Annotated in this window: 22 protein-coding genes; 13 read left to right on the top strand and 9 right to left on the bottom strand. The window is 68.4% G+C overall.

Annotated features, from left to right (window positions below; all coding sequences use genetic code 11):
• Positions 1-47: 47 nt before the first annotated feature.
• The 10 genes from flgG (at position 48) to HRV97_RS08775 (ending at position 9271) form a co-directional block, all read left to right on the top strand.
• On the top strand, positions 48-836 hold the full coding sequence (flgG, locus tag HRV97_RS08730) for a flagellar basal-body rod protein FlgG (protein WP_174193888.1): 789 nt from the start codon (positions 48-50) through the stop codon (positions 834-836).
• An 11-nt stretch (positions 837-847) separates the two neighbouring features.
• Positions 848-1561: a flagellar basal body L-ring protein FlgH gene (locus tag HRV97_RS08735; RefSeq protein ID WP_174193889.1), complete on the top strand. Its 714-nt coding sequence runs from the start codon at positions 848-850 to the stop codon at positions 1559-1561.
• Positions 1562-1612: 51 nt separating this feature from the next.
• Positions 1613-2737 carry a flagellar basal body P-ring protein FlgI gene (locus HRV97_RS08740; protein WP_174193890.1) on the top strand — a complete coding sequence of 375 codons (1125 nt, stop codon included), beginning with the start codon at positions 1613-1615 and terminating at the stop codon, positions 2735-2737.
• Positions 2734-3075, top strand: coding sequence for a rod-binding protein (locus HRV97_RS17780; RefSeq protein ID WP_174193891.1), 342 nt, complete (start codon positions 2734-2736; stop codon positions 3073-3075). The genes HRV97_RS08740 and HRV97_RS17780 overlap by 4 nt, the downstream gene beginning before the upstream one ends.
• Positions 3072-4406, top strand: a complete 1335-nt coding sequence (gene flgK, locus HRV97_RS08750; protein WP_174193892.1) for a flagellar hook-associated protein FlgK — start codon at positions 3072-3074, stop codon at positions 4404-4406. The genes HRV97_RS17780 and flgK overlap by 4 nt, the downstream gene beginning before the upstream one ends.
• The gene (locus HRV97_RS08755) at positions 4406-5335 is read left to right on the top strand and encodes a flagellin N-terminal helical domain-containing protein (RefSeq protein WP_174193893.1); all 930 of its coding nucleotides are present in this window, start codon (positions 4406-4408) and stop codon (positions 5333-5335) included. Before flgK ends, HRV97_RS08755 begins: the two co-directional genes overlap by 1 nt.
• 95 nt (positions 5336-5430) lie before the next feature.
• Positions 5431-6294 (top strand): flagellar motor stator protein MotA, encoded by an 864-nt coding sequence (gene motA / locus HRV97_RS08760; RefSeq protein WP_174193894.1) that lies wholly within the window; start codon positions 5431-5433, stop codon positions 6292-6294.
• Between the two features lies 1 nt (position 6295).
• Positions 6296-7201 (top strand): flagellar motor protein MotB, encoded by a 906-nt coding sequence (locus HRV97_RS08765; protein WP_174193895.1) that lies wholly within the window; start codon positions 6296-6298, stop codon positions 7199-7201.
• A 254-nt stretch (positions 7202-7455) separates the two neighbouring features.
• Entirely contained in the window at positions 7456-8289 is an 834-nt protein-coding gene (locus HRV97_RS17655) for a cold-shock protein (protein WP_174193896.1), read from the top strand.
• Positions 8290-8434: 145 nt separating this feature from the next.
• Positions 8435-9271 (top strand): glutaminyl-peptide cyclotransferase, encoded by an 837-nt coding sequence (locus tag HRV97_RS08775; RefSeq protein ID WP_174193897.1) that lies wholly within the window; start codon positions 8435-8437, stop codon positions 9269-9271.
• 326 nt (positions 9272-9597) lie between these two features.
• On the opposite strand, the gene HRV97_RS08780 is transcribed toward HRV97_RS08775, so the two are convergent.
• The 3 genes from HRV97_RS08780 to HRV97_RS08790 form a co-directional block, all read right to left on the bottom strand.
• Positions 9598-12270 carry a M1 family metallopeptidase gene (locus tag HRV97_RS08780; protein ID WP_246248628.1) on the bottom strand — a complete coding sequence of 891 codons (2673 nt, stop codon included), beginning with the start codon at positions 12268-12270 and terminating at the stop codon, positions 9598-9600.
• A 90-nt stretch (positions 12271-12360) separates the two neighbouring features.
• The gene (locus tag HRV97_RS08785) at positions 12361-13020 is read right to left on the bottom strand and encodes a class I SAM-dependent methyltransferase (protein WP_246248629.1); all 660 of its coding nucleotides are present in this window, start codon (positions 13018-13020) and stop codon (positions 12361-12363) included.
• Positions 13021-13048: 28 nt separating this feature from the next.
• Positions 13049-13921: an SDR family oxidoreductase gene (locus HRV97_RS08790; protein WP_174193898.1), complete on the bottom strand. Its 873-nt coding sequence runs from the start codon at positions 13919-13921 to the stop codon at positions 13049-13051.
• A gap of 146 nt (positions 13922-14067) precedes the next feature.
• Here HRV97_RS08790 and HRV97_RS08795 point away from each other — a divergent pair, with 146 nt between their 5' ends.
• A complete protein-coding gene (locus tag HRV97_RS08795) occupies positions 14068-14463 on the top strand; it encodes a thiol-disulfide oxidoreductase DCC family protein (protein ID WP_174193899.1) in 396 nt (131 codons plus the stop codon).
• Positions 14460-14954: a DUF427 domain-containing protein gene (locus HRV97_RS08800; protein WP_174193900.1), complete on the top strand. Its 495-nt coding sequence runs from the start codon at positions 14460-14462 to the stop codon at positions 14952-14954. The genes HRV97_RS08795 and HRV97_RS08800 overlap by 4 nt, the downstream gene beginning before the upstream one ends.
• Before the next feature lie 613 nt (positions 14955-15567).
• Here HRV97_RS08800 and asnB read toward each other — a convergent pair.
• Positions 15568-17457 (bottom strand): asparagine synthase (glutamine-hydrolyzing), encoded by a 1890-nt coding sequence (gene asnB / locus HRV97_RS08805; RefSeq protein ID WP_343044484.1) that lies wholly within the window; start codon positions 17455-17457, stop codon positions 15568-15570.
• A 115-nt stretch (positions 17458-17572) separates the two neighbouring features.
• Between asnB and HRV97_RS08810 the strand changes: the two genes are divergently transcribed.
• Complete coding sequence (locus HRV97_RS08810; protein ID WP_174193901.1) at positions 17573-18901, top strand: lipopolysaccharide biosynthesis protein; 1329 nt, start codon at positions 17573-17575, stop codon at positions 18899-18901.
• On the opposite strand, the gene HRV97_RS08815 is transcribed toward HRV97_RS08810, so the two are convergent.
• The 5 genes from HRV97_RS08815 to HRV97_RS08835 form a co-directional block, all read right to left on the bottom strand.
• Complete coding sequence (locus tag HRV97_RS08815; RefSeq protein ID WP_174193902.1) at positions 18874-19647, bottom strand: nucleotidyltransferase family protein; 774 nt, start codon at positions 19645-19647, stop codon at positions 18874-18876. The two genes, HRV97_RS08810 and HRV97_RS08815, sit on opposite strands and share 28 nt — an antisense overlap.
• Positions 19647-20546, bottom strand: a complete 900-nt coding sequence (locus tag HRV97_RS08820) for a hypothetical protein (RefSeq protein WP_174193903.1) — start codon at positions 20544-20546, stop codon at positions 19647-19649. The genes HRV97_RS08815 and HRV97_RS08820 overlap by 1 nt, the downstream gene beginning before the upstream one ends.
• Positions 20543-21604, bottom strand: coding sequence for a diacylglycerol/lipid kinase family protein (locus HRV97_RS08825; protein ID WP_223176720.1), 1062 nt, complete (start codon positions 21602-21604; stop codon positions 20543-20545). The genes HRV97_RS08820 and HRV97_RS08825 overlap by 4 nt, the downstream gene beginning before the upstream one ends.
• Positions 21605-21735: 131 nt before the next feature.
• Positions 21736-22215 carry a DUF2141 domain-containing protein gene (locus HRV97_RS08830; protein WP_174193904.1) on the bottom strand — a complete coding sequence of 160 codons (480 nt, stop codon included), beginning with the start codon at positions 22213-22215 and terminating at the stop codon, positions 21736-21738.
• 43 nt (positions 22216-22258) lie between these two features.
• Positions 22259-23395, bottom strand: coding sequence for a CDP-alcohol phosphatidyltransferase family protein (locus HRV97_RS08835; RefSeq protein WP_174193905.1), 1137 nt, complete (start codon positions 23393-23395; stop codon positions 22259-22261).
• Between the last annotated feature and the right edge of the window lie 5 nt (positions 23396-23400).

A 23400-nucleotide genomic window follows, 5' to 3' on the forward strand; every position in this document is an offset into this window, starting at 1 on the left:
CTGATCCACCTGCCCCACGCTAGAATCGAACGAACAGGAACCCGCCCATGACCACCGCCGCCATGCACATCGCGCGCACCGGGCTCGACGCCCAGGACATGCGGATGCGCGTCATCTCGAACAACCTCGCGAACGTGAACACGACGGGGTACAAGCGCGACCGCGCGGCGTTCGAGACCTTGTCGTACCAGGTCGTGACCGCGGCGGGTGCGGCGTCGAGCGCGGAGAGCAAGTATGCGACCGGGCTCAACCTCGGCACCGGCGTGCGCGTACAGGGCACCGCGCGGATGGATACGCAGGGCGCGACGCAGCAGACGGGCAATTCGCTCGACATGATGCTCGACGGCGACGGCTACTTTCAGGTTCAGTTGCCGGGCGGTGAGCTGGGCTACACGCGCGCGGGCAATTTCTCGCGCAGCCCTGAGGGCCAGTTGATCACCAGCGAAGGCTATCAGGTGATGCCCGGCATCACCATCCCGCCCAACGCGACGCAGGTGACGATCGGGCTCGACGGCACCGTATCGGCGACCGTGCCGGGGCAGACCGAGGCGCAGAACCTGGGGCAGATCCAGGTCGCGAGCTTCCCCAACGCGGCGGGTCTGCAGAGCACCGGCGACAATTACCTGCGCGAAACCGCCTCGTCGGGCGCCGCCAACCTCGGCATCGCGGGTGAGGACGGGCGCGGCAAGGTGCGCCAGGGCGCGCTGGAAGCCTCGAACGTCAACGTGGTCGAGGAGCTGGTCGATATGATCGAGACGCAGCGCGCGTACGAGGTCAATTCCAAGATGATCTCGGCCACCGACGAGATGCTCAAGTACGTGAACCAGAACATCTGATGGCCAGCCGCATGCCACAATCCGTTTCCGCCCACTGGATCGAACTCGCGCTCGGTGCGACCGCCGCCGCGCTCGTCGCCGCCGCCGTCGTGCCGTCCGCGGCCGACGCGAAGCTGTTCGGCGCGAAGAAGCCGCCGGAGGATTTCACCGCGGTGCGCGCGCCGATCGTGCCGGTTGCGACCGCGCCCGCCGATGGTGCGATCTTCCACGTGGCGGACGGCTACGGCGCGCTGACCGAAGGCTGGCGCGCGCGCCGCGTCGGCGATCCGCTGACCATCGTGCTGGTGGAGCGCACCGCCGCGTCGAAGACCGCGTCGTCGAAGCTCGATTCGAACGGCAGCGGCGGACTGACTCCGCCCGCCACCGGGCCGCTGTCCTTCATCGACCCCAATTCGATCCGCGCGAGCGGCAACCGCAACTTTAACGGTCAGGGCAGCGCCGATCAGGCCAATTCGCTGTCGGGCGAAGTGTCGGTGACGGTGGCGCAGGTGTTCCCCAATGGCACGATGCTGGTGCAGGGGCAGAAGCGCGTCACGCTCAACCGCGGCGACGAGTTCGTCCAGATCAAGGGCTTGGTCCGCATGGCGGACGTCGACATCAACAACCGCGTGCTCTCCACCCGCGTCGCCGATGCGCAGATCGCCTATACCGGCAAGGGCGACGTCGCACGCGCGAGCCGCCAGGGCTGGCTGTCGCGCTTCTTCGGCGTGATCTCGCCCTTCTGATCCGCTCGCATTGACGCGCTGGTAACCATGACCCGTCTAGGTTCGCCCATCATGACAACACTCACTCTCGTCCGTTCGCTCGCTCGCCACCTGCTCGCGGCCGCGCTGACGTTGGCCGCGCTCGCAGCACCCGCGCAGGCCGACCGCATCAAGGACCTGGGCGGGTTTCAGGGCATCCGCTCGAACCAGCTGACCGGCTATGGCATCGTCGTCGGGCTGCCCGGCACCGGCGACGACAATCTCGAATATACCGTGCAATCGGTAAAGGCGGTCGCGTCGCGTTTCGGGCTGCAACTGCCCGCCGGCGTCAATCCGGGGCTGAAGAACGCCGCGGTGGTGATGATCACCGCCGATCTGCCCGCCTTTGCCAAGCCGGGGCAACGGATCGACATCACCGTCGCCTCGATGGGCAAGGCCAAGTCGTTGCGCGGCGGCAGCCTGGTGCTCGCACCGCTGCTGGGGGCCGACGGGCAAATCTACGCCATGGCGCAGGGCAATCTCGCGGTCGGCGGGCTGGGCGCAGAGGGCAAGGACGGATCGCAGATCGTCGTCAACGTGCCCTCGACCGGGCGCATCCCCGAAGGGGCAACGGTGGAGCGCGCGGTCGCGACCGGGTTCGCCGACACGCCGTTCATCACCTACAATCTCGCCCGTGCCGATTTCACCACCGCGCAGAACGTCGCCGCGGCGATCAACCGGCGGCTGGGCTTCGGCACCGCGCAGGCGGTGGACGCTGTCTCGGTCGCGGTGCGCGCACCCGTCGGCGCCGATATTCGCGCCGGGCTGATGAGTCAGATCGAGAACCTCGACGTGACCAGCGCCGAGCCGCCCGCGAAGGTGATCGTGAATGCGCGCACCGGCACCGTGGTCATCAACTCCGCGGTGCGCGTCGGTGCGGCGGCCGTCACCCACGGCAAGCTGACCGTCCGCATCGACGAGAACCAGCGGATCAGCCAGCCCGCGCCGTTCAGCCAGGGCCAGACCGCGCTGGAGCGCAAGTCGGGCGTCGCGGTCGAGGAAGAGCGCAAGCCGATGTTCCTGCTCAACCCCGGCCCGAAGCTCGCCGACGTGGTGAAGGCGGTGAACGCGATCGGCGCGAGCCCGGCCGACCTCGTCGCGATCCTGGAAGCGTTGAAGGAAGCCGGTGCGCTCAAGGCGGAGTTGATCGTCCTGTGACCGACACCCCCAACATCGCGGGCGCGACCGCGTCGCTCACGCCGACCACTGCAACCGGCACGTTCGCGCGCGCGAACACGAAGGAGAACCTGGCCAAGGCGGGGCAGCAGTTCGAATCGGTGTTCACCGGCATGATGCTGAAATCGATGCGTCAGGCGAAACTCGCCGACCCGTTGTTCGACAGCAAGGCGCTCGACACCTTCCGCGACATGCAGGACCAGAAAACGGTGCAGGCGATGGCGGAGCACACGCCACTCGGCATCGGCAAGGCGATGACCGAGTTCCTCGGGCGCGCGCAACCGAATCTTAACGGGGGCGGTGGCACGCTGCCCGAATGAGTGATCTGCTCTCCATCGGTGCCAGCGGCGTTCGCGCGTTTCAGGGTGCGCTGACGACGACGTCGGAGAACATCGCCAATTCGGGCGTCGCGGGTTACTCGCGTCGCACCGCGGCGATGGCCGAAGTGTCGAGCGCCGGCATCAAGGGGATCAACGGCTACGGCGTGACCGTTACGGGCACGCAGCGCGCGGGTGACGCGATCAAGTCCGCCGCGGTGCGCAGCGCCGGCGCCGATCTGTCGCGCACTCAGGCGGGCTCGGTCTGGCTCGACCGCATCCAGACCGCGCTGACCGGCGCCGACGTGTCGGGCCGGCTCACCAGTTTCTACACCTCGGCCACCGCGCTCGCCGCCGACCCGGCGTCGGGCGCGCAGCGCAGCGTGATGCTGGAGAATGCCGGCAGCGTCGCCGCCGGCTTCGCCGCGACCGGCAGCGCATTGACCCAGGTCATGGCCGATCTCGACCAGACCGCCGACAGCGACGCGGCGACCTTGTCGACGCTCGCGCAGTCGCTCGCCAAGGTCAACGACGGGCTCGGCAAGGCGAGTGCGGGCAGTGCGGGCGCGGCGAGCCTCGCCGACCAGCGCGACCTGATCCTCGAACAGATGAGCGGGCTGTCCGACGTGACCGCGTCGTTCGACGCCGCGGGCCGCGCGACCGTGAAGCTCGGCGGCGACACCGGTCCGACGTTAGTGTCGGGCGGCAGTGCCGGCACCATCTCCTACGCGCGCAGCGCGCAGGGCAACGTCACCTTTACGCTCACGCGCGGCAAGGACGCCGCGACCTTCCAGCCGAGCGGCGGCTCGCTCGCCGGCATCGCCGACGCGGCGCAGCGGATTGTCGACACGCGCGGGCTCGTCGCCGACACCGCGCGCGACTTCGCCGACAGCGTCAACGCGGTTCAGGCCAGCGGGCGCGACCTGTCCAACAATGCCGGTGCCGCGTTCTTCGCCTATGACAAGGCCGATCCGACCAAGCTCTCGGTCGCGCTGACCGACCCGGCGAAGATCGCCGCGGCCTCGGTCGGTGGTGGCACGCGCGACGGCAGCAATCTGGCAGCCCTGCAAGCGACACGCGCCAGCGGCGGGTTCGAGCGCGGCATCACCGGCCTCGTCGCCGGCAACGCCGCGGCGATCGCCAGCCGCAAGGTCGTCGGCGACGCGCAGAGCGCAATCCTGAACGGCACCACCGCCGCGCGCGACGCCGCCAGCGCGGTCAACTTGGACGACGAGGCGGTGCAACTGCTCCGTTTCCAACAGGCGTATCAGGCGTCGAGCCGCGTCATCTCGATCGCCAAGGACGTGTTCCAATCGCTGATGGAGATCCGCTGATGTCGGTAAGCCTCTCCGCCGGCGGCTTCTACGGCCGCTCCGCGTCGGCGATGAACGCGCTGACCCAGCGTGCCGAGGTGCTCCAGACACAGGTATCGACCGGCAAGAGGCTTCAGGCACCCTCCGACGACTCGGTCGCCTATCAGCGCTTGCAAGGTCTGCGCACCGCGGGTGCCAACGATGCCGCGTTCGGCGCCAACGTGAAGATCGCGCAGAGCGTGCTCGCGCAGGCCGATTCGACGCTCGGCTCGATCGGCGACCAGTTGCAGAAAGCGAACGAGCTCGCGGTGCAGGCCGGCAACGGCACGCTGTCCGCCGATGCGAAGAAAGCGATCGCGACGCAGTTGAAGGACGTGCTCTCCAGCATCGTCGGCCTCGCCAACGCCAAGGACGCGCGCGGCGCACCGTTGTTCGGCGGCTCGGAGGTGCTGTCAGCGGGGCAGGCGGAAACGCCGGCGGTGACGCAGCTCGCATCCGGCGCGCTCGCCTTCGCCGCGGGGCAGCCCACCGCGATCCCGATCGGCGACGGGCAGAGCGTCCAGCCGAGCGTCGCCGCCAGCGACGTGCTCAAGCTCAAGGGCGCGGACGGCAAGGCCGGGCGCGACCTGGGCGAAGTGCTGACCGCGATGGTCGCGACGCTGGAGGCCGGTGGCACGCCCTCCAAAGACGACACCGCCGACCTGTCGGCAATCGCCGCGCAGAACACGCAGGCGCAGGCCTCGGTCGGCGCACGCGCGGTCCGCGTCGATTTGCAGGCAGCCTATTTTACGCAGGTGTCGACCGACCGCGAGGCGGCGCGTTCCGAGATGGAGGACGTCGACGTCACCACCGCGATCACCGAATTGCAGAAGACGATGACGATCCTGTCGGCGACGCAGGCGAGCTTCTCCAAGCTCTCCTCGCTGTCGCTGTTCGATTATATTCGCTGATCGCGTCCGCGCACTGGCGCGAAATCGCGCGCGCTTAACCACTTCGCTACCACCGCCCGGTTAACCATGCAGGCGAATAGCCCAGGGAATCGCGCATGTTCGCCGGTATCGGCCTCGTTGTCCTCCTCGTCATGGTGTTCGGTGGTTTCGCAATCACCGGCGGCGCGCTCGGCCCCGTCATGGAGGCGATCCCGCACGAGATGCTCATCATCGGCGGTGCTGCCGCCGGCGCGCTCATCATCGGCAATTCCGGCAAGGAATTGAAGGCGATGGGCGGCGGGCTCGCCAAGGTGTTCAAGGGCCCGAAGTACAAAAAGCAGGATTATCTCGACGTCATCTTCCTCGTCTCGAAGCTGATGAAGATGCTGCGGATGGAAGGCCCGATCGCGCTCGAGCCGCACGTCGAGGATCCGTCCTCCTCCGCGGTGTTCGCCGAATATCCGCGGCTGCTAAAGGACCACACGCTGGTCAACCTGATCGCCGACACGCTGCGGCTCGTCGTCGTCTCGTCGGGCACGCTCGACGTCCACGCGGTCGAGGAGGTGATGGACAATGCGATCAAGACGCACCACCACGAGGTGGAGGGGCCGCATACCACCTTGTCCAGCCTCGCCGACGCGCTGCCCGCGCTCGGCATCGTCGCCGCCGTGCTGGGCATCGTGAAGACGATGGGATCGATCGACAAGCCGCCCTCGGTGCTGGGCGGGATGATCGGCTCGGCGCTGGTCGGCACGTTCATGGGCGTGCTGCTCGCCTACGGCATCGTCTCGCCGCTCGCGGGCCGGTTGAAGCAGATTATCGACGCCGACGCCGCAATCTATCACGTGGTCAAGCAGATCATCATCGCCTCGCTTCACGGCCACCCGCAGCCGCTGGTGATCGAGGCGGCGCGTTCGGGCATCCAGCACAAGAACCAACCCGGCTTCGCCGAAGTGTTCGACGGCCTGCGCGGCAAGTAAGGTGGCGCGCGCACCCCACGGCGCGAACGTGCCGCCCAAGATCATCGTCAAGAAGATCTACATCGAGGGTCACGGCGGCCATCACGGCGGCGCGTGGAAGGTCGCCTACGCCGATTTCGTCACCGCGATGATGGCGTTCTTCCTGCTGCTGTGGCTGCTCGGCGCGACGACCGAGAAGCAGCGCAAGGGCATCGCCGATTATTTCGCCCCGACGCTGATCGACAACAAAGCGCTTGGGATAGGCGGCATGGGGCCATTCGGCGGAGAATCGATCATGTCGCAGAACAAGCTCGGACCGCAAGCGGGCCAGTCTAGTATGCAGGCGATCACGACGATTACGCGCTCGTCTGGCGGCGAGCAAAAAGGCTTCGGCCCCAAGGGCTCGATCCGCAGCAGCCCGCGTCAGACGATGGCGGAGGACCGGAAGAACTTCGCCAAGCTGAAACGCGAGGTGATGAAGCAGATGGCGAGCAAGGCGGACATCGCGAAACTCGCCAAGCATATCCGCTTCACCATGACGCCGGATGGCATGCGGATCGATCTGGTCGACGACGCCGATTATTCGATGTTCGCGCTCGGCACCACCGCGCTCGACCCGCGCGCGTCCGAGCTGATCGGCACGGTGGCGCGCGCGATCGCCGCGACCGGCAACCCTATCATGATCCGCGGCCACACCGACAGCCTGCCCTACGGCGACCCGCGCGCAATGAACAACTGGATGCTGTCGTCGGGCCGGGCCGAGGCGACCAGGCGGCGTCTGGCGCTGGGCGGTATCCCTGAAAGCCGCTTCAACCGGATCGAGGGTGTCGCGGATCGCGAACCGATGATCGCGCAGGCGCCGGGCGATCCGCGCAACCGTCGCGTCGCGATTACCTTGCTCTACCGTCCGGGAACTTTCGGCGCCTGAACTGGCGCGGCGCGCCATCGACGGATCGGTGATTGTCGTTCGTCTGCGATACATTGTGCTTAGATTGCGATAGATTTAGCAGAAACCGCCTTCCTGATGCCACGTCACGCGTAAAACGATTCGCAGAGCGTCTCGCGATAGGTTATGCGAGGGGCAAGGCGCTTGTTCGATCGCGCCCCGAGAGCCACGTTCGCCGTCCTGCACGTGGGTTTCGCAATGGATGCGACGGGCGGACCGGGAAGTTGAACAGGGTTATGGGTTACGACAAGGGCGGCCGCGGTGCACGCGGTGGGCGTGGACGCGACAAGCGCGACGATTTCGGTGGCGGTGGCGGTGATTTCGGCGGCGGCTTCGGCGGCGGCGGTTTTGACAGCGACCGCGGCGGCTTCGGCGGCGGCGGCTTTGGCGGTGGTAGCGGCGGCTTCGGCGGCGGCAACCGTGGCGGCTTCGGCGGCGGTGGCTTCGGCGGCGGCGGCGGTGGTGGCTTCCGCGGCGGCGGTGGCGGCTTCGGTGGTGGCGGCGGCGGCGGTGGCCGCGGCATGCCCCCGCAGGTCGTCGGCGAGGGCACCGGCGTGGTCAAGTTCTTCAACGCGCAGAAGGGCTTCGGCTTCGTCGTCCGTGATGACGGCGGCGAGGACGTGTTCGTGCACATCTCGGCGGTCGAGCAGGCCGGCCTCTCGGGTCTGGCAGAGGGTCAGCCGCTCGGCTTCACCCTGGTCGACCGCGGCGGCCGCATCTCGGCGACCGACCTCAAGATCGACGGCGAGCCGATGCCCGTCACCGACCGCGCACCCCCGCGCGACGGCGGCTTCGGTGGCGCACCGGGTGGCCCGCGCGGCGGCGCCGGTGGCGCTCCGCAGCGCTCGCTGACCGGTGAGAAGGCGACCGGCACGGTCAAGTTCTTCAACGCGATGAAGGGCTTCGGCTTCATTCAGCGCGACGACGGCCAGCCCGACGCGTTCGTGCACATCTCGGCCGTCGAGCGTGCCGGCATGCCGACGCTCAACGAGGGCGACCGTCTCAGCTTCGAGATCGAGGTCGATCGTCGCGGCAAGTACGCAGCGGTGAACCTCGCTTCGGGCAGCTGATCGCCTGAAATGATCGGTTGAGCAACGGCCCGTCCGGCGTCATGCCGGGCGGGCCGTTCTCGTTCATGCGCCGGCAAAGCGTGAACGCCAACGGCATGGGCAGATACCAGGCGCCAAATCTACATGGCCCAGAGGAGTGCGCGGCATGACATTGCGTTGGTTGGTCGTTCCCACGGTCGCGCTTGCCGCAACCGGTGCCGCGCTGACGTTGCGTGCGCCCGACCGTGACACACCCGCGCAGGCGACCGCGGCTCCGGCAGCACCCGCATCGCTGGCTCCAGCCGAGCCGCCGCTGCTCGCCGCGCGTGTCGTTGCCCGCTACCCGCACGACGCGCAGGCCTTTACCGAGGGGCTCGTCTGGCACGACGGCGCGATGTACGAGAGCGTCGGATTGGAAGGGCGCTCCGACGTCCGCCGCGTCGATCTCGCCAGCGGCAAGGTAACGCAGCGCGGCATGATCCCGCCCGCGCAGTTCGGTGAAGGGCTAGCCGCCTACAAGGACCGGCTGGTCAGCCTGACGTGGCATGACGGGGTCGCGCACCTGTGGTCGGCGCGCACGCTCAAGGCGCTCGGCACTGCACGCTACATTGGCGAGGGCTGGGGGTTGACCAGCAACGGGCGTTCGCTGATCCGCTCCGATGGCTCGGCGACGCTCACGTTCCACGATCCCGTGACGCTCGCCGAGCAGCGCCGCCTGACCGTCACGTTGCGCGGTCGTGCGGTGACGCAGCTCAACGAGCTCGAATGGGTCGACGGGCAATTGCTCGCCAACGTCTGGCACACCCCCTTCCTGCTGCGGATCGATCCCGCAAGCGGGGGCGTCACGGCCATCATCGACCTGCGCCCGCTCGTCGCCGAAGTGGCCGCGACCGACCCGGAGGCGGTCGCCAACGGTATCGCCTGGGACCGGGCCAAGCGCCGGCTGTTCGTGACGGGCAAGCTGTGGCCGACGCTGTTCGAGATCGCGCTGCCGACGAAATAAAGCGGCTTCCGCCCGATTTTGCTCACCGTCATCCCGGACTTGATCCGGGATCCCGCTGCCTTTTGCTGCCTTTCCCAGAAAGCAGGACCCCGGATCAGGTTCGGGGTGACAAAGCAACGTGCACCAAGCAGACCGGACAACGCTCTAGACGTCCACTCACGCGGTGCGCCTCCATCGCTCATCGCGTCATCGTGGAAGCGAGGCGCACAGGTGGCGCATCGTCACCTGCCGCTGCACGACCCACGCAGTGCGTCGTGTACCTCCGCCGATTAGCAACCAACGACCGCAAGAGCCCGCGTGTCGGACGCGAAAGGCGGGCGGGCGTGTTACCGGCCCGCCGACGAGACCGCCGCCGCGATCTCGCCCGCCTTCGCATCCCTGAGCGCGCCGCACAGCCGGATCGTCTCCAGCGTGCGTTGGTAGGCGAGCAGGCCGACGTTCGCCGCCCGGATCGTCGGGCCGACCTTGGCGTCGATGCTCGCGGCGCGGTCGGCACCGCATTGCGAGGCAAAGGCGGACGGCAGTCGCGTGGTGATGAACACGCCATTGGCGCCCGCGATCAGTCGCTCGTAGTTCGCGAGCACCCATTCGGTACCCAGATCGCGCGTCTCCACCGTGCCGACGACGCCGAAGATCAGCCGGAGGCGGTCGGAACTGCGCATGCGCGGATCGTCGAGTGCCAACAGGTAACGCGCGACATCGGCACGCCCGCTCGACCCGGCGGCGGTGAGCGCGCTCGAGCGCAGCGTCGCATCCTCGCTCGACAGGCCACGTTCGACCAGCATCTTCGCCACCGGCAGCCCGCCGTCCTGCGCGAGCACCGTTAGCGCGCTGAACAGGAAGCCGGGATCGAGCGCGTTCGCGTCACCGCTCAGGTAACGCGTCGCCGCGGCCTTCAGCGTGGCGCGCGTAGCGCTGTCGTTGGCCTCGTCCGCGACGAGTGCGACCAGGCGGTGGCGTAACTCCTGCCGGCGTGGGTCCTCGCTGCGGTATGCGCCGACCGACGGATCGAAGCCCAATTTGGTCAATTGCGGCGTGTAGATCGACGCCATCAGCGAACGATAGGCCGGCAACGACGAAGGCGCGATGAGCCCGCGCGCGCGCAGCCCCGCGATCCGCACGCCGGGATCGACGCTGGCGGCGGGATCGGAATTGCCGGCCATGGCACGCGCCTGCGCGACCAACCACGACGCGGGCGCACGCCCGGCGCGGAACGACGCCCACAGGCTGTCGGTGGTGGCGACCGCCTCGCCCGCGGGCAGCGTCGCGGAGGCGGCGATCAGCGCCTGCCAGTCGGCGGGTGCGAGATCGAAGCGGTAATAGCCGGTGCCGCCGACGTTGGGCATCACCACGCGCCCGGCCGGAGCCGACAGCGTCGTCGTCTTCTTGTCGAGCAGGCTGCACTGCTTGGTCGCGTCGACGCGCACGCAGAAGGGGATCGTCCAGGTGAGCGGCGCAGGGGTAGAGCCGATAAAGGCGTAGCGCGCCTGCGTCGCGGTAAGCTTGCCACCGGCGCGTCGCACGTCGACCACGGGAACGCCCTGCTGGTCGACGAAGCTGGTCAGCGATGCCAGCACCTTCGGGTCGTGCGCCGCGTCGGCGATCGACTGAAAGAACTGCTCCGAGGTCGCGTTGCCATAAGCGTGGCGACGCAGGTGGAGGCGGACGCCCTCCTTGAACTTGTCGTCACCCAAATAGGCCGCGATCATGGCGACGACCTGCCCGCCCTTGCCGTAGGTGATGTTGTCGAACGCGCCGTCGATCTGGCTGTTCTCGGTGATCGGCTGGTGGATCGGGCGTCCGACCTCGAGCGCATCGGTGTTCATCGCCGCGAACCCTTCGGCCAGCGCGCCGACGCCGATGCCGAGTTCGGGCCGCCATTCATTGGCAATACGATAGCCCATCCAATTGGCGAAACTCTCGTTCAGCCACAGGTCGCTCCACCATTCGGGCGAGACTAGGTCGCCGAACCATTGGTGCGCCAGCTCGTGGCTGACCACCATGCCGAACTCTTTCTTGTCGCTGGTGGTCGCGTTGCGGTCGAGAAAGATGATGCCGTCGCCGTAGGTGTCGGCACCCGCATTCTCCATCGCGCCGGGCATGATCGGCGATCCGATCTGGTCGAGCTTGGGGAAGGGAAAGGCTTCGCCGAAATAGCGTTCGAGCAGACCGACGATGCGCGGCGTTTCCGCCATCACATACGCCAACTTGTCCCCCTGCGGCACCGTCGCCACCCCGCCGTACGGCATCGCCCAGCTGCGTTCGGGCGTCGGCGCGATCGTGCCGGCCTGGCGCACGAACGGTCCGGTGTCGATCGCGACCAGATAGGTCGGCAACGGCTTGGTAGGCGCGAAGCCATGCTTCTCCATGCCACCCGCCACCTTGGTGACGCCGGTCTCTGGGCTGTTGCTCACCACAGTCATGCCGGGATGGGTGGTGACGGTGATCGTGAACGGCTGCTTGAAGCCGGTTTCGTCGAACGACGGGAAGGCGGCGCGTGCGTCGATGCTCTCGAACTGGGTCCAGCTGTACCAGCGATCCGCCACCTTGACGTGGTACAGCCCGGCGGCGTCGTTGCCGAAGCGCCCGGTATAGTCGAACACCAAAGTCGCCGCGCCTGCGGGCACCGCGCGGGCGAAGTCGAGCCGGGCGGTGCCGGTCGCGTCGACCTGGGTGAAGGTGGCGGGCACGACCGCGCCGCCGACGCGCGCGACGACCTTCGATACGGATAGATCGCGGCCGTGCAGGTACAGCCGCGTCGTTGCGCGCTTCAGCGTCACGTCGATCTCGCCGTGGCCGCTGAACCGTTCGGCCTCGGGCAGGATGGTGAAGTCGAGCCGATATGCCTTGGGCACCGCCGCGTCGGGCAGGCGGCCCTTGGGTGCACTGGCGTCGGCAACGATGGCCGCGGCTGGTGACGGTGCGGGCGTCGTCGCTTGCCCGAAGGCGGCTGTCGAGAGCAGCAGTGCCGCGACCGTCATCATGCCCTTGTGCACCATCTTGTCCTTACCTTTTGATGATCGAGCGCTAGGACGATGGCGCCGTGGCGGCAAGCGCTCAAGGTATGAGGCAGGAACGATCGCCGTCCGTCAGGCTCGCGCGACGACGGCGATCAACGGATCGCCCGTTTGACCATCCGCCAGCAGCGTCGCCTCGATGTCGTGAAAGCCCGCTCTATCAAGATAATGCCGGATCAGCGCGGCCTGACCCTCCATGTCGAGCGCACGCCACACCGCCACCGCCTTAGTGGGGAAACAGCGGTTGGAATAGCTGGCCACGACCAAGCCACCGGGCTCAAGCACGCGGCGCACCTCGCGCAGCACTGCGAGCGGGCGTTGCAGATATTGCACGCCGACGCAGATCAAAACGGCGTCGAACGCCGCGTCGCGTTCGGGTAGCGTGGGATCGCGATTGAGATCTTGCACGAACCAACGGCCAAGACGGGGATTGGCGGCGAGTTCCTCCGCGTTCATGCCATGCCCGACGACGTCGAGGTCGAGGTCGTCGGGCAGGTGGCTGACCCAACTCGACATCAGGTCGAGGATGCGGTCACCGGGCGTGAGCAGCGAGGCGTAATGATCGGTGAGCGCCGCGATCGCACCGGCATCGATGTGCGTGACCAGCCGCGCGGGCGCGTAGAAGGCGAGATCTGACCCGTCGTCCTGCTTGTCGAATGCGCGCGCGGGCAGGTTCAGTTCGTCGGCTTCATCCATCCCGCTCGGACGCTTCGTCCACGACCTGTGTTCCATGCCCGCGCATCTGGCAGCGGCCGCTTCGTCAACCGATCGGCACGCCGCCGGTCACCGCGACGATCGCACCCGACATGTAGCTGCCCTCGCCCGACGCGAGCAGCACGAAAGCCGGGGCCAGCTCGGCCGGTTGCCCCGCGCGCCCGATCGGCGTGTCCTGACCCAGCGTTTCCAGCTCGTCCGAGGACTTGGCGATCGGCTGGATCGGCGTCCACACCGGCCCCGGCGCGACCGCGTTGACGCGGATACCTTGTTCCGCCAGCAGGTTGGAAAGTCCGACCGTCAGGCTGGAGATCGCGCCCTTAGTCGCGGCATAGACGATCATGCTCTTGTTCGCGACCTTGGCCTGCTCGCTGGTCGTGTTCACGATCGCCGACCCCGGCGCCATGTGCGGGACGGCGGCTTTGGCGAGGCGGATCATGGCGAAGATGTTGGCGGAGAATGCGGCTTGCATCTCGTCGTCGTCGATCGTCTCCAACCCTTCGTTCATCGTTTGCGCCGCGGCATTGTTGACCAGCACGTCGATCCGGCCGAGATCCGCCACCGTTCGCTCCACCAGCGCGGCGCAGTGATCGCGGTCGCGGATGTCGCCCGGCAGCAGCAGGCAGCGGCGACCCGCGCGCTCGACCCAGTTACGCGTTTCCTCCGCGTCGGCCTGCTCGTCGGCGAGGTAGGAGATGGCGACGTCGGCGCCCTCGCGCGCGTAGGCGATCGCGACGGCGCGGCCGATGCCCGAATCGCCGCCGGTGATGAGCGCAACCTTGTCGCGCAGCAGCCCCTTGCCGACATAGCTTTCCTCGCCGTGATCGGGCTTGATGCGCATCATCGTCGTAAGGCCGGGACGCGGCTGCTGCGGTTCGCCCGGAAAGCTGGTCGGCTGGCTGGTGCGCGGATTGGTCATGGCGGTTCCTGTTGATGGTACCGGCACCCAACGGCCAGCGGCGGGGAACGTGCCACCTCGATGCCCGATCGACGGTGATCGGCATGCGGGGCGACTTTCCCGTGCTCGATCGTTCGGTGTGAGGAAGTCAATTGGGAGACCGCCGCATGGATGGGCGAGAACGACGTCGGAGCGATGCCCCGCACCGGGTAACCGTGTGGCACGATGGCGACTGTCCGCTATGTCAACGCGAGATCGCGCTGATGCGACGGCTAGACAGGCGCGGCGCCATCAGGTTCGTCGATGCCGCCGGTGACGGGACCTGCCCGCTCGATCGCGCCGCGATGCTGGCGCGCTTCCACGCGCAGGAGGAGGGCGGGCCGTTGCTGTCGGGTGCGGCGGCGTTCGCGGCGATGTGGCGCGCGATCCCGGCGCTACGTCCGCTGGGCCTGGTGGCGCGCAACCGGCAGGTGTCGGCGGTGCTGGAGCGGCTCTACGGCACGTTCCTGCGCGTCCGCCCACGATTGCAGCGCTGGATGGCACGGCATGAGGCACGCGCGTGAGGCCGCGGCCCGATCCCGTCGGACCGGGGCAGGAGAGCGTCTGGCGCTATCCCCGGCCGCCGATCGCCGAGCCGAGCACGCGGCACGTCCGGATCGAGCATCATGGCGTCGCTGTCGCCGACACCAGGCGCGCGATCCGCACGCTGGAAACCAGCCACCCGCCGACCTGGTACGTGCCGCCGGCCGATATCGCGCCCGGGCTGCTGCGCCGATCCGACCGGCAATCCTTCTGCGAGTGGAAGGGTGTGGCGGTTTACTGGCACCTGGCCGTCGACGGCGGGCTGTTGCGCGACGTGGGGTGGAGCTATCCCGATCCGACCGCCGGCTTCGCATCGTTGCGCGATCACGTCGCTTTTTACGCCGAGCGGCTCGATCGTTGCACAATCGACCGGGAACAAGTGCGGCCGCAACCCGGCGGGTTCTATGGCGGCTGGATCACCGCCGATCTGGCAGGTCCGTTCAAGGGGGTGCCGGGGAGCATGGGCTGGTGAGCCGATGTTCCGCGCGCGGCTGTGACGCGAGCCGTTAATCGACGCTCGAACCGGATCAGCTCTGACTGATCCGGGTCAGTCATTTCGGTAATGGCGCAGGCCGCCGGCATGGCATGGCAGTGCCGCCGGGGTCGCGATCAGCAGACATCCGCGGGGAGCCCTGTCGTGCTCGACGGATCAGTTGCCGAGCCATCCGGATGCTACGCGCGCCACTCGGCGGTGGGGGCACGTGCAACCTCGTATCGAGAGTAGCGATCAGCGGGCGTCACCAGCTCGCCCCTAAGCCGTCAACAGCGGCATGTATCCGATCGAACCATCGATTGCCGCCGACTCGTAAGTAGACGTGGCTCGAACGGACAACCGCTCCTGTTCAGTCGATGCGTGCTGCACGACCTATGTGTCAGTCGGTGCGATGTCCAGGTTGCAATCACCTGCAACATCGCCACCCGAATGTGTTGCGGAGATTGAGCAACGAGCCGCTGAGGATCGATCGTCGATACTCCCTCGCAGTCCGCATCGTTGAATGCCGAGTCGCCACTGATCGTGTAGTCAGAGAACAGCCGAACGAAGTTTCCACAAGGTCACGGCTTGCCGGACCGCCTGCGCGCCCGCGTTAAGGACGCGCTTGCCACCACAAGCAGAACAAGGCGAGCGCGTATAACGGACGGCTGTGATCGCGCCGACCGCTGCGATGCTCGTCGAACAAGGCGTCCACCGCGCGCGCGTTGAGAAAGCCCGAAGTGGCGACGCCGGTGCCTGTCCATAACTCGCGCGCGTAGCTGCCGAAATCATCGCGGAACCATTCGGCGAGCGGGAGCTGGAAGCCTTGCTTGCGGCGATCCAGGATGCCTGGCGGCAGCCACGGTGCGATCGCCGCGCGAACCGGATATTTGCCGACGCCGCCGCGCAGCTTGACGTCCTCGGGCATTGACAGAGCGAGCGCGACCACCTCTCGCGACAGCATCGGCACGCGTACCTCGAGCGAGTGTGCCATGCTGGCGCGGTCGACCTTGGTCAGCATCGCGCCCGGCAGGTTGAGCTGGAGGTCGAGCATCGCGAATTGTTCGAGGTCCGAAGCGGAGATCGCGCGCATGTCGGGCGCATGTTCCGCCGCCAGCGCGAGCAGCGCGCCATCGCCGTCGCGCCCCTCGAGCCGCGTGCCCGCGAACAGCCGGCGGCGCAGTTCGGGCGAGGTGATCTGCGTTTTGGCAAAGAAACGCGTGCCGCCGTCGGGCAACCCGGCGCTGCGCGCGGTCTTCTGCCAGCGTTGCAGGCGCCGGTTGCCCGGTCCCCACGGCAGCGGCGGCAAGTCGGCGAAACCACGCAGCGCCCGGCGCATGGCGCCGGGCAGCCGGCCCAGCTTCTGCTCGGTGAGATGGCGTTTGTAGCCGAAGAACAATTCGTCGCCGCCGTCACCCGACAAGACGACCTTGACCTCTTGCGCCGCCGCCTCGCTGACGTACCAGGTCGGGATCGCCGATGGATCGGCGAACGGTTCGTCATATGCCTGCTGGATCTGCGGCAGGATCGTCCAGGCACGCTTCGGGTCGATGTAATGCGTGCGGTGGTCGCAGCCGAGATGCCGGGCGACTGCCTCCGCATAGGGCGATTCGTCATAAGCGCGCTCGGCGAAACCGATGGTGAAGGTCTTGATCGGGCGATCCGACACGCGCGCCATTGCCGCCACCACCGCCGACGAATCAACCCCGCCTGACAGGAAGGCGCCGACGTCGGTGTCGGCGGCGAGCATCTGGCTGCGCACCGTATCCTGCCATGTGTCGCGGAACTGCGCGGTCCATTCCTCCGCCGATCGCGGTGCCGCGGGCGTGTAGCGCGCGGTCCAGAAGGCGCGCGTTCGCGGCTCCGCGTCGGGGTCGAGTTCGAGCAGGTGGCCCGGCGGCAGCATCGCCACTTGCGCGTAGATCGAGCGGGGCCCGCGCACGTGCCCGAAGCTGAAGTAATCGTGCACCGCGCGCTCGTCGGGATCGAACCGTAATCCCGGCACCGCCAGGATCGTCTTGAGCTCCGACCCGAAAGCGAGCCGGCCATCCTGCCACGTATAATAGAGCGGCTTGATGCCGATCGCGTCGCGCGCCAGCGTCAGCCGGCGCGCGCGCGCGTCCCAGATCGCGACCCCGAACATGCCGTCGAGCCGCGCCCACGCCGCCTCGCCCCACTCGCGCCAGGCCGCCAAGATTACTTCGGTGTCGCCGGCGGTGTGGAAGCGGTGGCCCAGGGCGCGTAGCTCGTCGCGCAAGCCGCGATAATTGTAGATCTCGCCGTTGAAGACGATCGCGTGGGCGCCGTCCTCGCTGACGATCGGCTGGTCGCTGCCGGCCATGTCGATGATGCTGAGGCGGCGCATTCCGAACCCGAAGTCGCCGTCCGTCAGCACGCCGTCACTGTCAGGGCCGCGGTGCCGGATCGTGCCGCACTGCCGGTACAAGGTGGCGCGGTCGACGGGCGCTTGCCCGGGCGCGTAGAGGCCGGCGATCCCGCAGATGGGTGAAAACTCCGGTTGAACGACGCCGCGACCGTGCGGCGCCGCGCGCTGTACGGATGCGTGCGCGCGATGTCACGGTCTTGCCGCTCGCGCGTCGGCTATCTAGGCGGGCGGCATGACGGACCGGTCACCACCCGACGCGTCGCGCCCCAGCGGATGGCGCGCCGTGCTCGCCAATCTCGGCTGGCTGCTCGCCAGCCGCGGCGTGCTCGCGATATTGTCGTTACTGTACCTGGGCATCGCCACCCGCACGCTCGGCATCGCCGATTTCGGGCGCTTCGCGCTCGTCACCGGCGCGGCGCAGGGGTTGGCGCTGCTGGTCGGGTTTCAGACGTGGCAGGTGGTCGTCCGCTTCGGGATCGATCACAGGGCGCGCGGCGACGAGGCGGCGCTGGGGCGATTGTACCGCGCGTGCATGTTGCTGGATGCCGCCAGCGCGATCCTTGGCCTCGGGCTCGCGGCGGGGATCCTGTTCGTGTGGAGCGATCGATTGGGGATACGCCCGTCGCTGCTGCGCGACACCGCGATCTTCACCGCCGCGCAACTGCTGACCGTCCGCTCGACGGCATTGGGCGTGCTGCGGTTGACCGATCGTTTTCGCGAGGCGGCGGCGGCGGACAGCGTCACCCCGGCGGTGCGCTTCGTCGGCGCGGTGGCTGCCGCATTCTTCTCGCCGACGCTGCACGCGTTTCTGTGGGCGTGGACCGCGGCCGAACTGGCGACTGCCGCGGTTTATTGGATCATGCTGGCGCGTAGTGGCGACCTGACGTTGATCCGGCGCGTGCGTACCGAGCGGCATCGCTTGATCGCGGAGAACCCTGGGCTGATGCGTTTCGTGGTCAGCAGCAACGCGGTGTCGAGCCTGGGCCTCGCGACCAAGCAATTGCCGCTGATGTTCGTCGGCGCGTTCGGCGGTCCGGCGGCGGCGGGTGCGTTCCGGCTCGCGCTGCAACTGGCGCAGGCGTTGACCAAGTTGTCGCAATTGATCTCGCGCGCGGCCTTTCCCGAGGTGGTGCGTACCTTGCGCGACGTCGCGCCGCAGGAACTGGGCCGCGCGCTGCGGCGGATGTTCGGCGCGAGTGCGGGCGCGGCGCTGGTCATCCTGCTGCTGGTCGCGTTGGTCGGCAAACCGGTGCTGGTCGCAGTCGGCGGCAGTGCCGCCTATGCCGATGCCTATCCATTGCTGTTGTGGCTGGCGGCGGCGGGGTCGATCGACCTGGCGGTGGTGGGGTTCGAGCCGGTGTTGCTGGCGGGCGATCGTTCGGCCTCGGCGATGACGGCGCGTGCGATCGGGGTGGTGGCGCAGTTCGCACTGATGCTGGTGCTGCTGCCGCGGATCGGCGCGGCGGGGGCAAGCATCGGCGTGTTCGGCGCGTCGCTGGTCGGCGCGCTGCTGCTGGGCGTGATGGTATGGCGTTACGTGCGGGTGGCGGCGCGCGCCTGATCCAGGTGCAAGCGCACGAAGTCGAGGTCGGCGGGTTTGTCGACGTCGACTGCAGCGAGCCCATTGCGCGCGGCGATCGCCACCGCTTCGACGCCCGCACGCCGGCCCAGATGCGCGATCGCCTCGGATAGCGGCAATCGGCCGAGCAGGTAGCGCAGCAGCAGCCCCGGCCCCAGCCGGCGGACGATCCGCCACGGCCGTTTGCGGTCGCGCTCTACCTCTTGCCACAAGGCGATCACCTGTGCGGCGCGCGGGGTGGCGAGATAGAACAGGTTGCACCCCGACCAGTCGCCGTCGGCGAAGCGCAGGTAGGTGCGCTTCGATCCCGGCGCCGCGGCCTCGATCGCGTCGCGCCGTGCGAGCAGCACCGCGACATCGGCGGTCGCAGGCACGCGCACGATGAAGTCGCGGATCCAATCGGCTCGTAGCAGCGCGTGGTCGCCGGTGGTGACGAGCAGTGGCGTGCCGAGCGCCTCAAGCGCAGCGGCGGTGCTGGCGCTCGGTCCCGCTTCGGCGGCGAGTGCTTCCGCACCAAAGCGTGTCGCTTCCGCGCGGACGGCCGCGCTGTTCGCCGACACGCCGATCCGCGCGATGCCGGCGTCACGTACCGCACCGATGACGCGCGCGAGCATGGTGGCGTCGCCGAGCACGATCAACGCCTTGTCCGATACTCCGGCATAGGTTGCGACCGGGTCGTCGCCGCCGCGCGAGCCGGCGAGGATCAGCGCGGCGGGCTGGCTCGGCATCAGCGCGCCGCCTGATGCTGCCACAAGCGCCACAGCACGCCCGGCGCGGCGAGCAGGGGATGACGCTCGCGGAACGGGGTCAGCGGTACCGACAGGCCGGTGTGGCGCTCGATCTTCCACAGCGCATAGCGGGTCGCGCCGTCGAAGGTGAAGGCAGCCTTGACCAGGCGGATGGCATTGAGCCGCTTGCCCCAGCGGCGCGCGCGCGACCAGTCGCTGGCAAGGGTGCGTCGCTGCGAAGGGGTGAGGGCAGGGGCCAACGCGTCACCGTCGCGCGCGAACGCAACCGCGCCCGCGTCCCAGGCGAGCGGCAGCAGCGCGTCGTAGCGCGCACGCTCGTAGGACAGGATCTGGTCCTCGCGCCCCGGCGCCTCGACGCGCAGCTCGGTCGCGTAAGTGGCGCGGAACAGGTTGCGCCAATAATCGCCGGCCGATCCCCGCGCCGGCCCGTGCAGCGCGGCGAAGCGCGCGGCAGTGGTGGCAGCGGCGGCGACCGCGTCGACGATGCGGTCGCGTGTCGCGGGGTCGGCGACCCAGATCAGTGCGACCGGCTGAACGAAGCGTGCCCAGATCGTGGTGTCGCGCGAACGACCGGCGGCCGCGCGCTCGAACGCGTCGAGGTCCATCGTCGCAACCTTGGCGCGGATCATGCGGCCCGCCACCGACACCTCGTGATAGCTGACGTCGGGCCAGATGCGACGGCTTGCCCCGCGCGCCGTGCCGGGGGGGCGCAGTACGTAGAAATCGAGCACGCCGTCCAGGTCGGCAGTGCGCAGCACCGAGCCGTAGAACAGCACTGCTTCGCCGTTCAGCGACGCCGCGATCGAACGTGCGGCGTCAGCGATGACGGGTAGCACCGCACGATCGAGTTCGGCCGCGACGAACGCGCTGAGCGTCACGGCGTGACGAAGGTGATCGGCTCGCCCGCGCGCACTTCGTAGACGCCGCCGGCGTAGCTCTCGCCGTCGAGCACGAACCCGCCAGGCAGCGTTAGGCGGCTGTGTGGCGCATCGTGGCGATGGTGGTAGCCGGCGCGTGCTAGCCAGCCGCCTTCGCGCCCCGCCAAAATCGCGGGCACCGCCAGCGGCAACAGCCGCGGTGGTGCCTCGACCGCCAGGATGTTCAAGCCCTCGCCCGGCCGGCCGAGCGGCTTCAATCCGATCGGCAGGCGGCGCAGCGTCGAGCCGAGCAGCAGGTAAAGGTCGTGCTCGCGCGTGGTCGCATCGGCCATGTCGGTGATGCGCACGCGCTCGCCGGCGCGCCACGCATTGCCGGCACCGGCGAACATCGTCTGCAACACCGCGCCCAGCACGGACAGGCCGACCGCGACGCCGCCGAACGCGCCGATGTCGTGCGTGCGCTGCGCCAGATCGGTTGCGCGCACGAACGCGCTGGCGCCGAACAGGAAGCCGCGCAAGGTGGTGCCGTTCTCGCCCGTGATCTCGACCGGCTGACGTGTCTCCAACCGTCCCGCGGCGAGTGCCGCCTGCGCATCGCTCGCCGACCAGTCCCAGGGGATGCCGAGATCGAGCGCCAGCGCGTTCGTCTTGCCCGACGGGATTACCGCGATCGGCGGCATCGCAGCGCCGAAAGCGGCGGGCGCGGCGCTCAGCACGTCACGCACCGTGCCGTCGCCGCCGTCGACCACGACCAGTTCGACCCCGCGCGCGGCGAAGTCGGCCAGTGCCTCGGTCAGTGCTTCCTTGGTCGTCGGCTCGGTCACCAGCATGCCGGGTGTGGCACCGGCGCAGCGATGCACGGGGTTGCCCTGCTGATTGCGGCGACTGCGCGGATTGCTGATGACGCCGACTCGCGCCGCATCGAGGCCGCGGCGCGGAGCTATGGGAAAGCGAACGACCTGCGCGCCTTCATCCGCGCGCGCGAAGGGGAGCGGCGGATGTACCAGCGCCGCCCCGTTGGTGCGCGCGAGCGCGGCAGTCTTGAAAAAGGAAGTCACTCGGTCGCCGCTCCACACGGGATTGTAACATTGTTCTTGTACGCCCGATCCGGCGAAATTGTGTCCCGATCGTCACGCGAATCGCTTTTAAGTCTGCGCGGTACGTCTGCCTCTTCCCGCAACCAGGTCAATCAACGCGAATAGCGCGTACGTACGCGGATCGCGCTGCCGCTCGCGCCAACCGGGAAACGGACGCGCGACAGGCTGGGCAGGCCAAGCGTGGTGGGCGCGTCGTTGGAGAAGCCGAAACCTTCTTTTATCGAGAACAACGTGCGGTTGAAATCATGGTCGCCGTTCTCGTCGTGATAGGTCGCGACCGCGTAGGAGCCGGGCGTCACCCAGAAGCACGCCGAGGTGGCGGGTGCCTGCGCCTGGGTGCGGACGCGAGCGAGCTTGCCGCCTTTGGCGAGGAAGCGGCGCGAGTCGTCGGGGTAGAGCGTGAACACCATGTCGCCGCGCGCGCTGCGGATCTCGGTTGCGGTGACCGACAGTCGCACCTTGCCCGCGCCCGGCGTACCGGCGCAGGATTGCGCGGCTGCGGCCTCAGGCGCGAAGGCTGACCCGCCCAGCAACGCAACTGTCGCGGCGATGTAGAAGAAACGTCGTGTCATCAATGCGATATGGGCGCCAGCACGCGGCTCGCAACCCGAGCGCTCAGGCGAGCCAGCTCGTCAACCGCTCGCCAGCGCGCGCGCGCCAGATCGCCTGCACCAGCCGCACGCCGTGGACGACGAGCGACAGCATCGTCCATACTGCGACGGCGACGATCCCCCAATCGGGCCGCATCACGAGCAAAGCGGCGAACAGGATCACCATGTTGGGGTTACGCCGGGCGGTGACCAACCGGAAGCGGCTGTCGAAGCGTTCCCACACGTGAATGTGCATGCCGAAGCGGACGATGAATGCGCCCTCGATCAGTCGCTGTACGACATAGCCGAACAGCATCGCCGCCATCACCGCCCAGAAGGTCTCGTCCGACAGCGGGCGACCGTAGGGCGCGCAGCCCGCGGCCCAGGCCCACCACCAGATCGGCGGGTGGACGAGGTCGACGCCGTGGTCCCACGCATTGCCGAGCTTGGACGAGGTGATCGTGCAGCGCGCGAGCTTTCCGTCGACGGTGTCGAGCACCATGAAGACGAGCCCGGTCAGAAGCCCGGTCCAGAACCAGCCGTACCAGAAGGCGATCGTGGCGACGATGCACAACACCGAGCCGATCGCGGTGATGCCGTTGGGCGAGATGCCGACGCGCGCCGCCAACTTGGTCAGCGCGAACGCCCATTCGGGCCAGAGATATTTGGTCAGGAGGTCGGTCACCCCCTTGTACGCGCCGACGTAGCTGGCGCGCTCGATCGTGGGCACGGCGGCGGGCACCAATGCTTCGGCAAAGGGACGCTCGCGTTTGCGCAACGCCTCGTTGAAGATGCCCTCGTCGCGCTCGGCCGCGACCTGTTCGAGGTGCGGCGGGATCGGTGTGCCGTCGAGAATGGCGCGCTCGCACGCGGCACGGTCACCGGCGGCGACGTGCGCGAGCACGATTTCGCCACGCCGCGTCAGCACGGTGCCGGGGCGCGGTTGGAGCCACGCCATCCAGGCGGGGTCGAACACGAACGCGAGGTTGGAGAGGATGACGGTGTCGCTGGTGTCATTGCTGTCTGGCGCCACATCCGCGAACGGCAATTTGCGCGCGGCGGCGATGCGGCGCAGCCGCTCGTGCGCGGTCATGCCCCAGAGAAGCACGGGATTGTCGCCCAGCGGCACCACCGCGGGCAGCGGAGACTCGGTCGGCTGCATCGGCG

Source organism: Sphingomonas hominis, from assembly GCF_013328205.1.
GTDB lineage: Bacteria > Pseudomonadota > Alphaproteobacteria > Sphingomonadales > Sphingomonadaceae > Sphingomonas > Sphingomonas hominis.

Coding starts and splice junctions, on each gene's coding strand:
- flgG (WP_174193888.1), top strand. CDS start 48: ATGACCACCGCCGCCATGCACATCGCGCGCACCGGGCTCGACGCCCAG.
- HRV97_RS08735 (WP_174193889.1), top strand. CDS start 848: ATGCCACAATCCGTTTCCGCCCACTGGATCGAACTCGCGCTCGGTGCG.
- HRV97_RS08740 (WP_174193890.1), top strand. CDS start 1,613: ATGACAACACTCACTCTCGTCCGTTCGCTCGCTCGCCACCTGCTCGCG.
- flgK (WP_174193892.1), top strand. CDS start 3,072: ATGAGTGATCTGCTCTCCATCGGTGCCAGCGGCGTTCGCGCGTTTCAG.
- HRV97_RS08755 (WP_174193893.1), top strand. CDS start 4,406: ATGTCGGTAAGCCTCTCCGCCGGCGGCTTCTACGGCCGCTCCGCGTCG.
- motA (WP_174193894.1), top strand. CDS start 5,431: ATGTTCGCCGGTATCGGCCTCGTTGTCCTCCTCGTCATGGTGTTCGGT.
- HRV97_RS17655 (WP_174193896.1), top strand. CDS start 7,456: ATGGGTTACGACAAGGGCGGCCGCGGTGCACGCGGTGGGCGTGGACGC.
- HRV97_RS08775 (WP_174193897.1), top strand. CDS start 8,435: ATGACATTGCGTTGGTTGGTCGTTCCCACGGTCGCGCTTGCCGCAACC.
- HRV97_RS08780 (WP_246248628.1), bottom strand. CDS start 12,270: ATGGTGCACAAGGGCATGATGACGGTCGCGGCACTGCTGCTCTCGACA.
- HRV97_RS08785 (WP_246248629.1), bottom strand. CDS start 13,020: ATGGAACACAGGTCGTGGACGAAGCGTCCGAGCGGGATGGATGAAGCC.
- HRV97_RS08790 (WP_174193898.1), bottom strand. CDS start 13,921: ATGACCAATCCGCGCACCAGCCAGCCGACCAGCTTTCCGGGCGAACCG.
- HRV97_RS08795 (WP_174193899.1), top strand. CDS start 14,068: ATGGATGGGCGAGAACGACGTCGGAGCGATGCCCCGCACCGGGTAACC.
- HRV97_RS08810 (WP_174193901.1), top strand. CDS start 17,573: ATGACGGACCGGTCACCACCCGACGCGTCGCGCCCCAGCGGATGGCGC.
- HRV97_RS08815 (WP_174193902.1), bottom strand. CDS start 19,647: ATGCCGAGCCAGCCCGCCGCGCTGATCCTCGCCGGCTCGCGCGGCGGC.
- HRV97_RS08830 (WP_174193904.1), bottom strand. CDS start 22,215: ATGACACGACGTTTCTTCTACATCGCCGCGACAGTTGCGTTGCTGGGC.
- HRV97_RS08835 (WP_174193905.1), bottom strand. CDS start 23,395: ATGCAGCCGACCGAGTCTCCGCTGCCCGCGGTGGTGCCGCTGGGCGAC.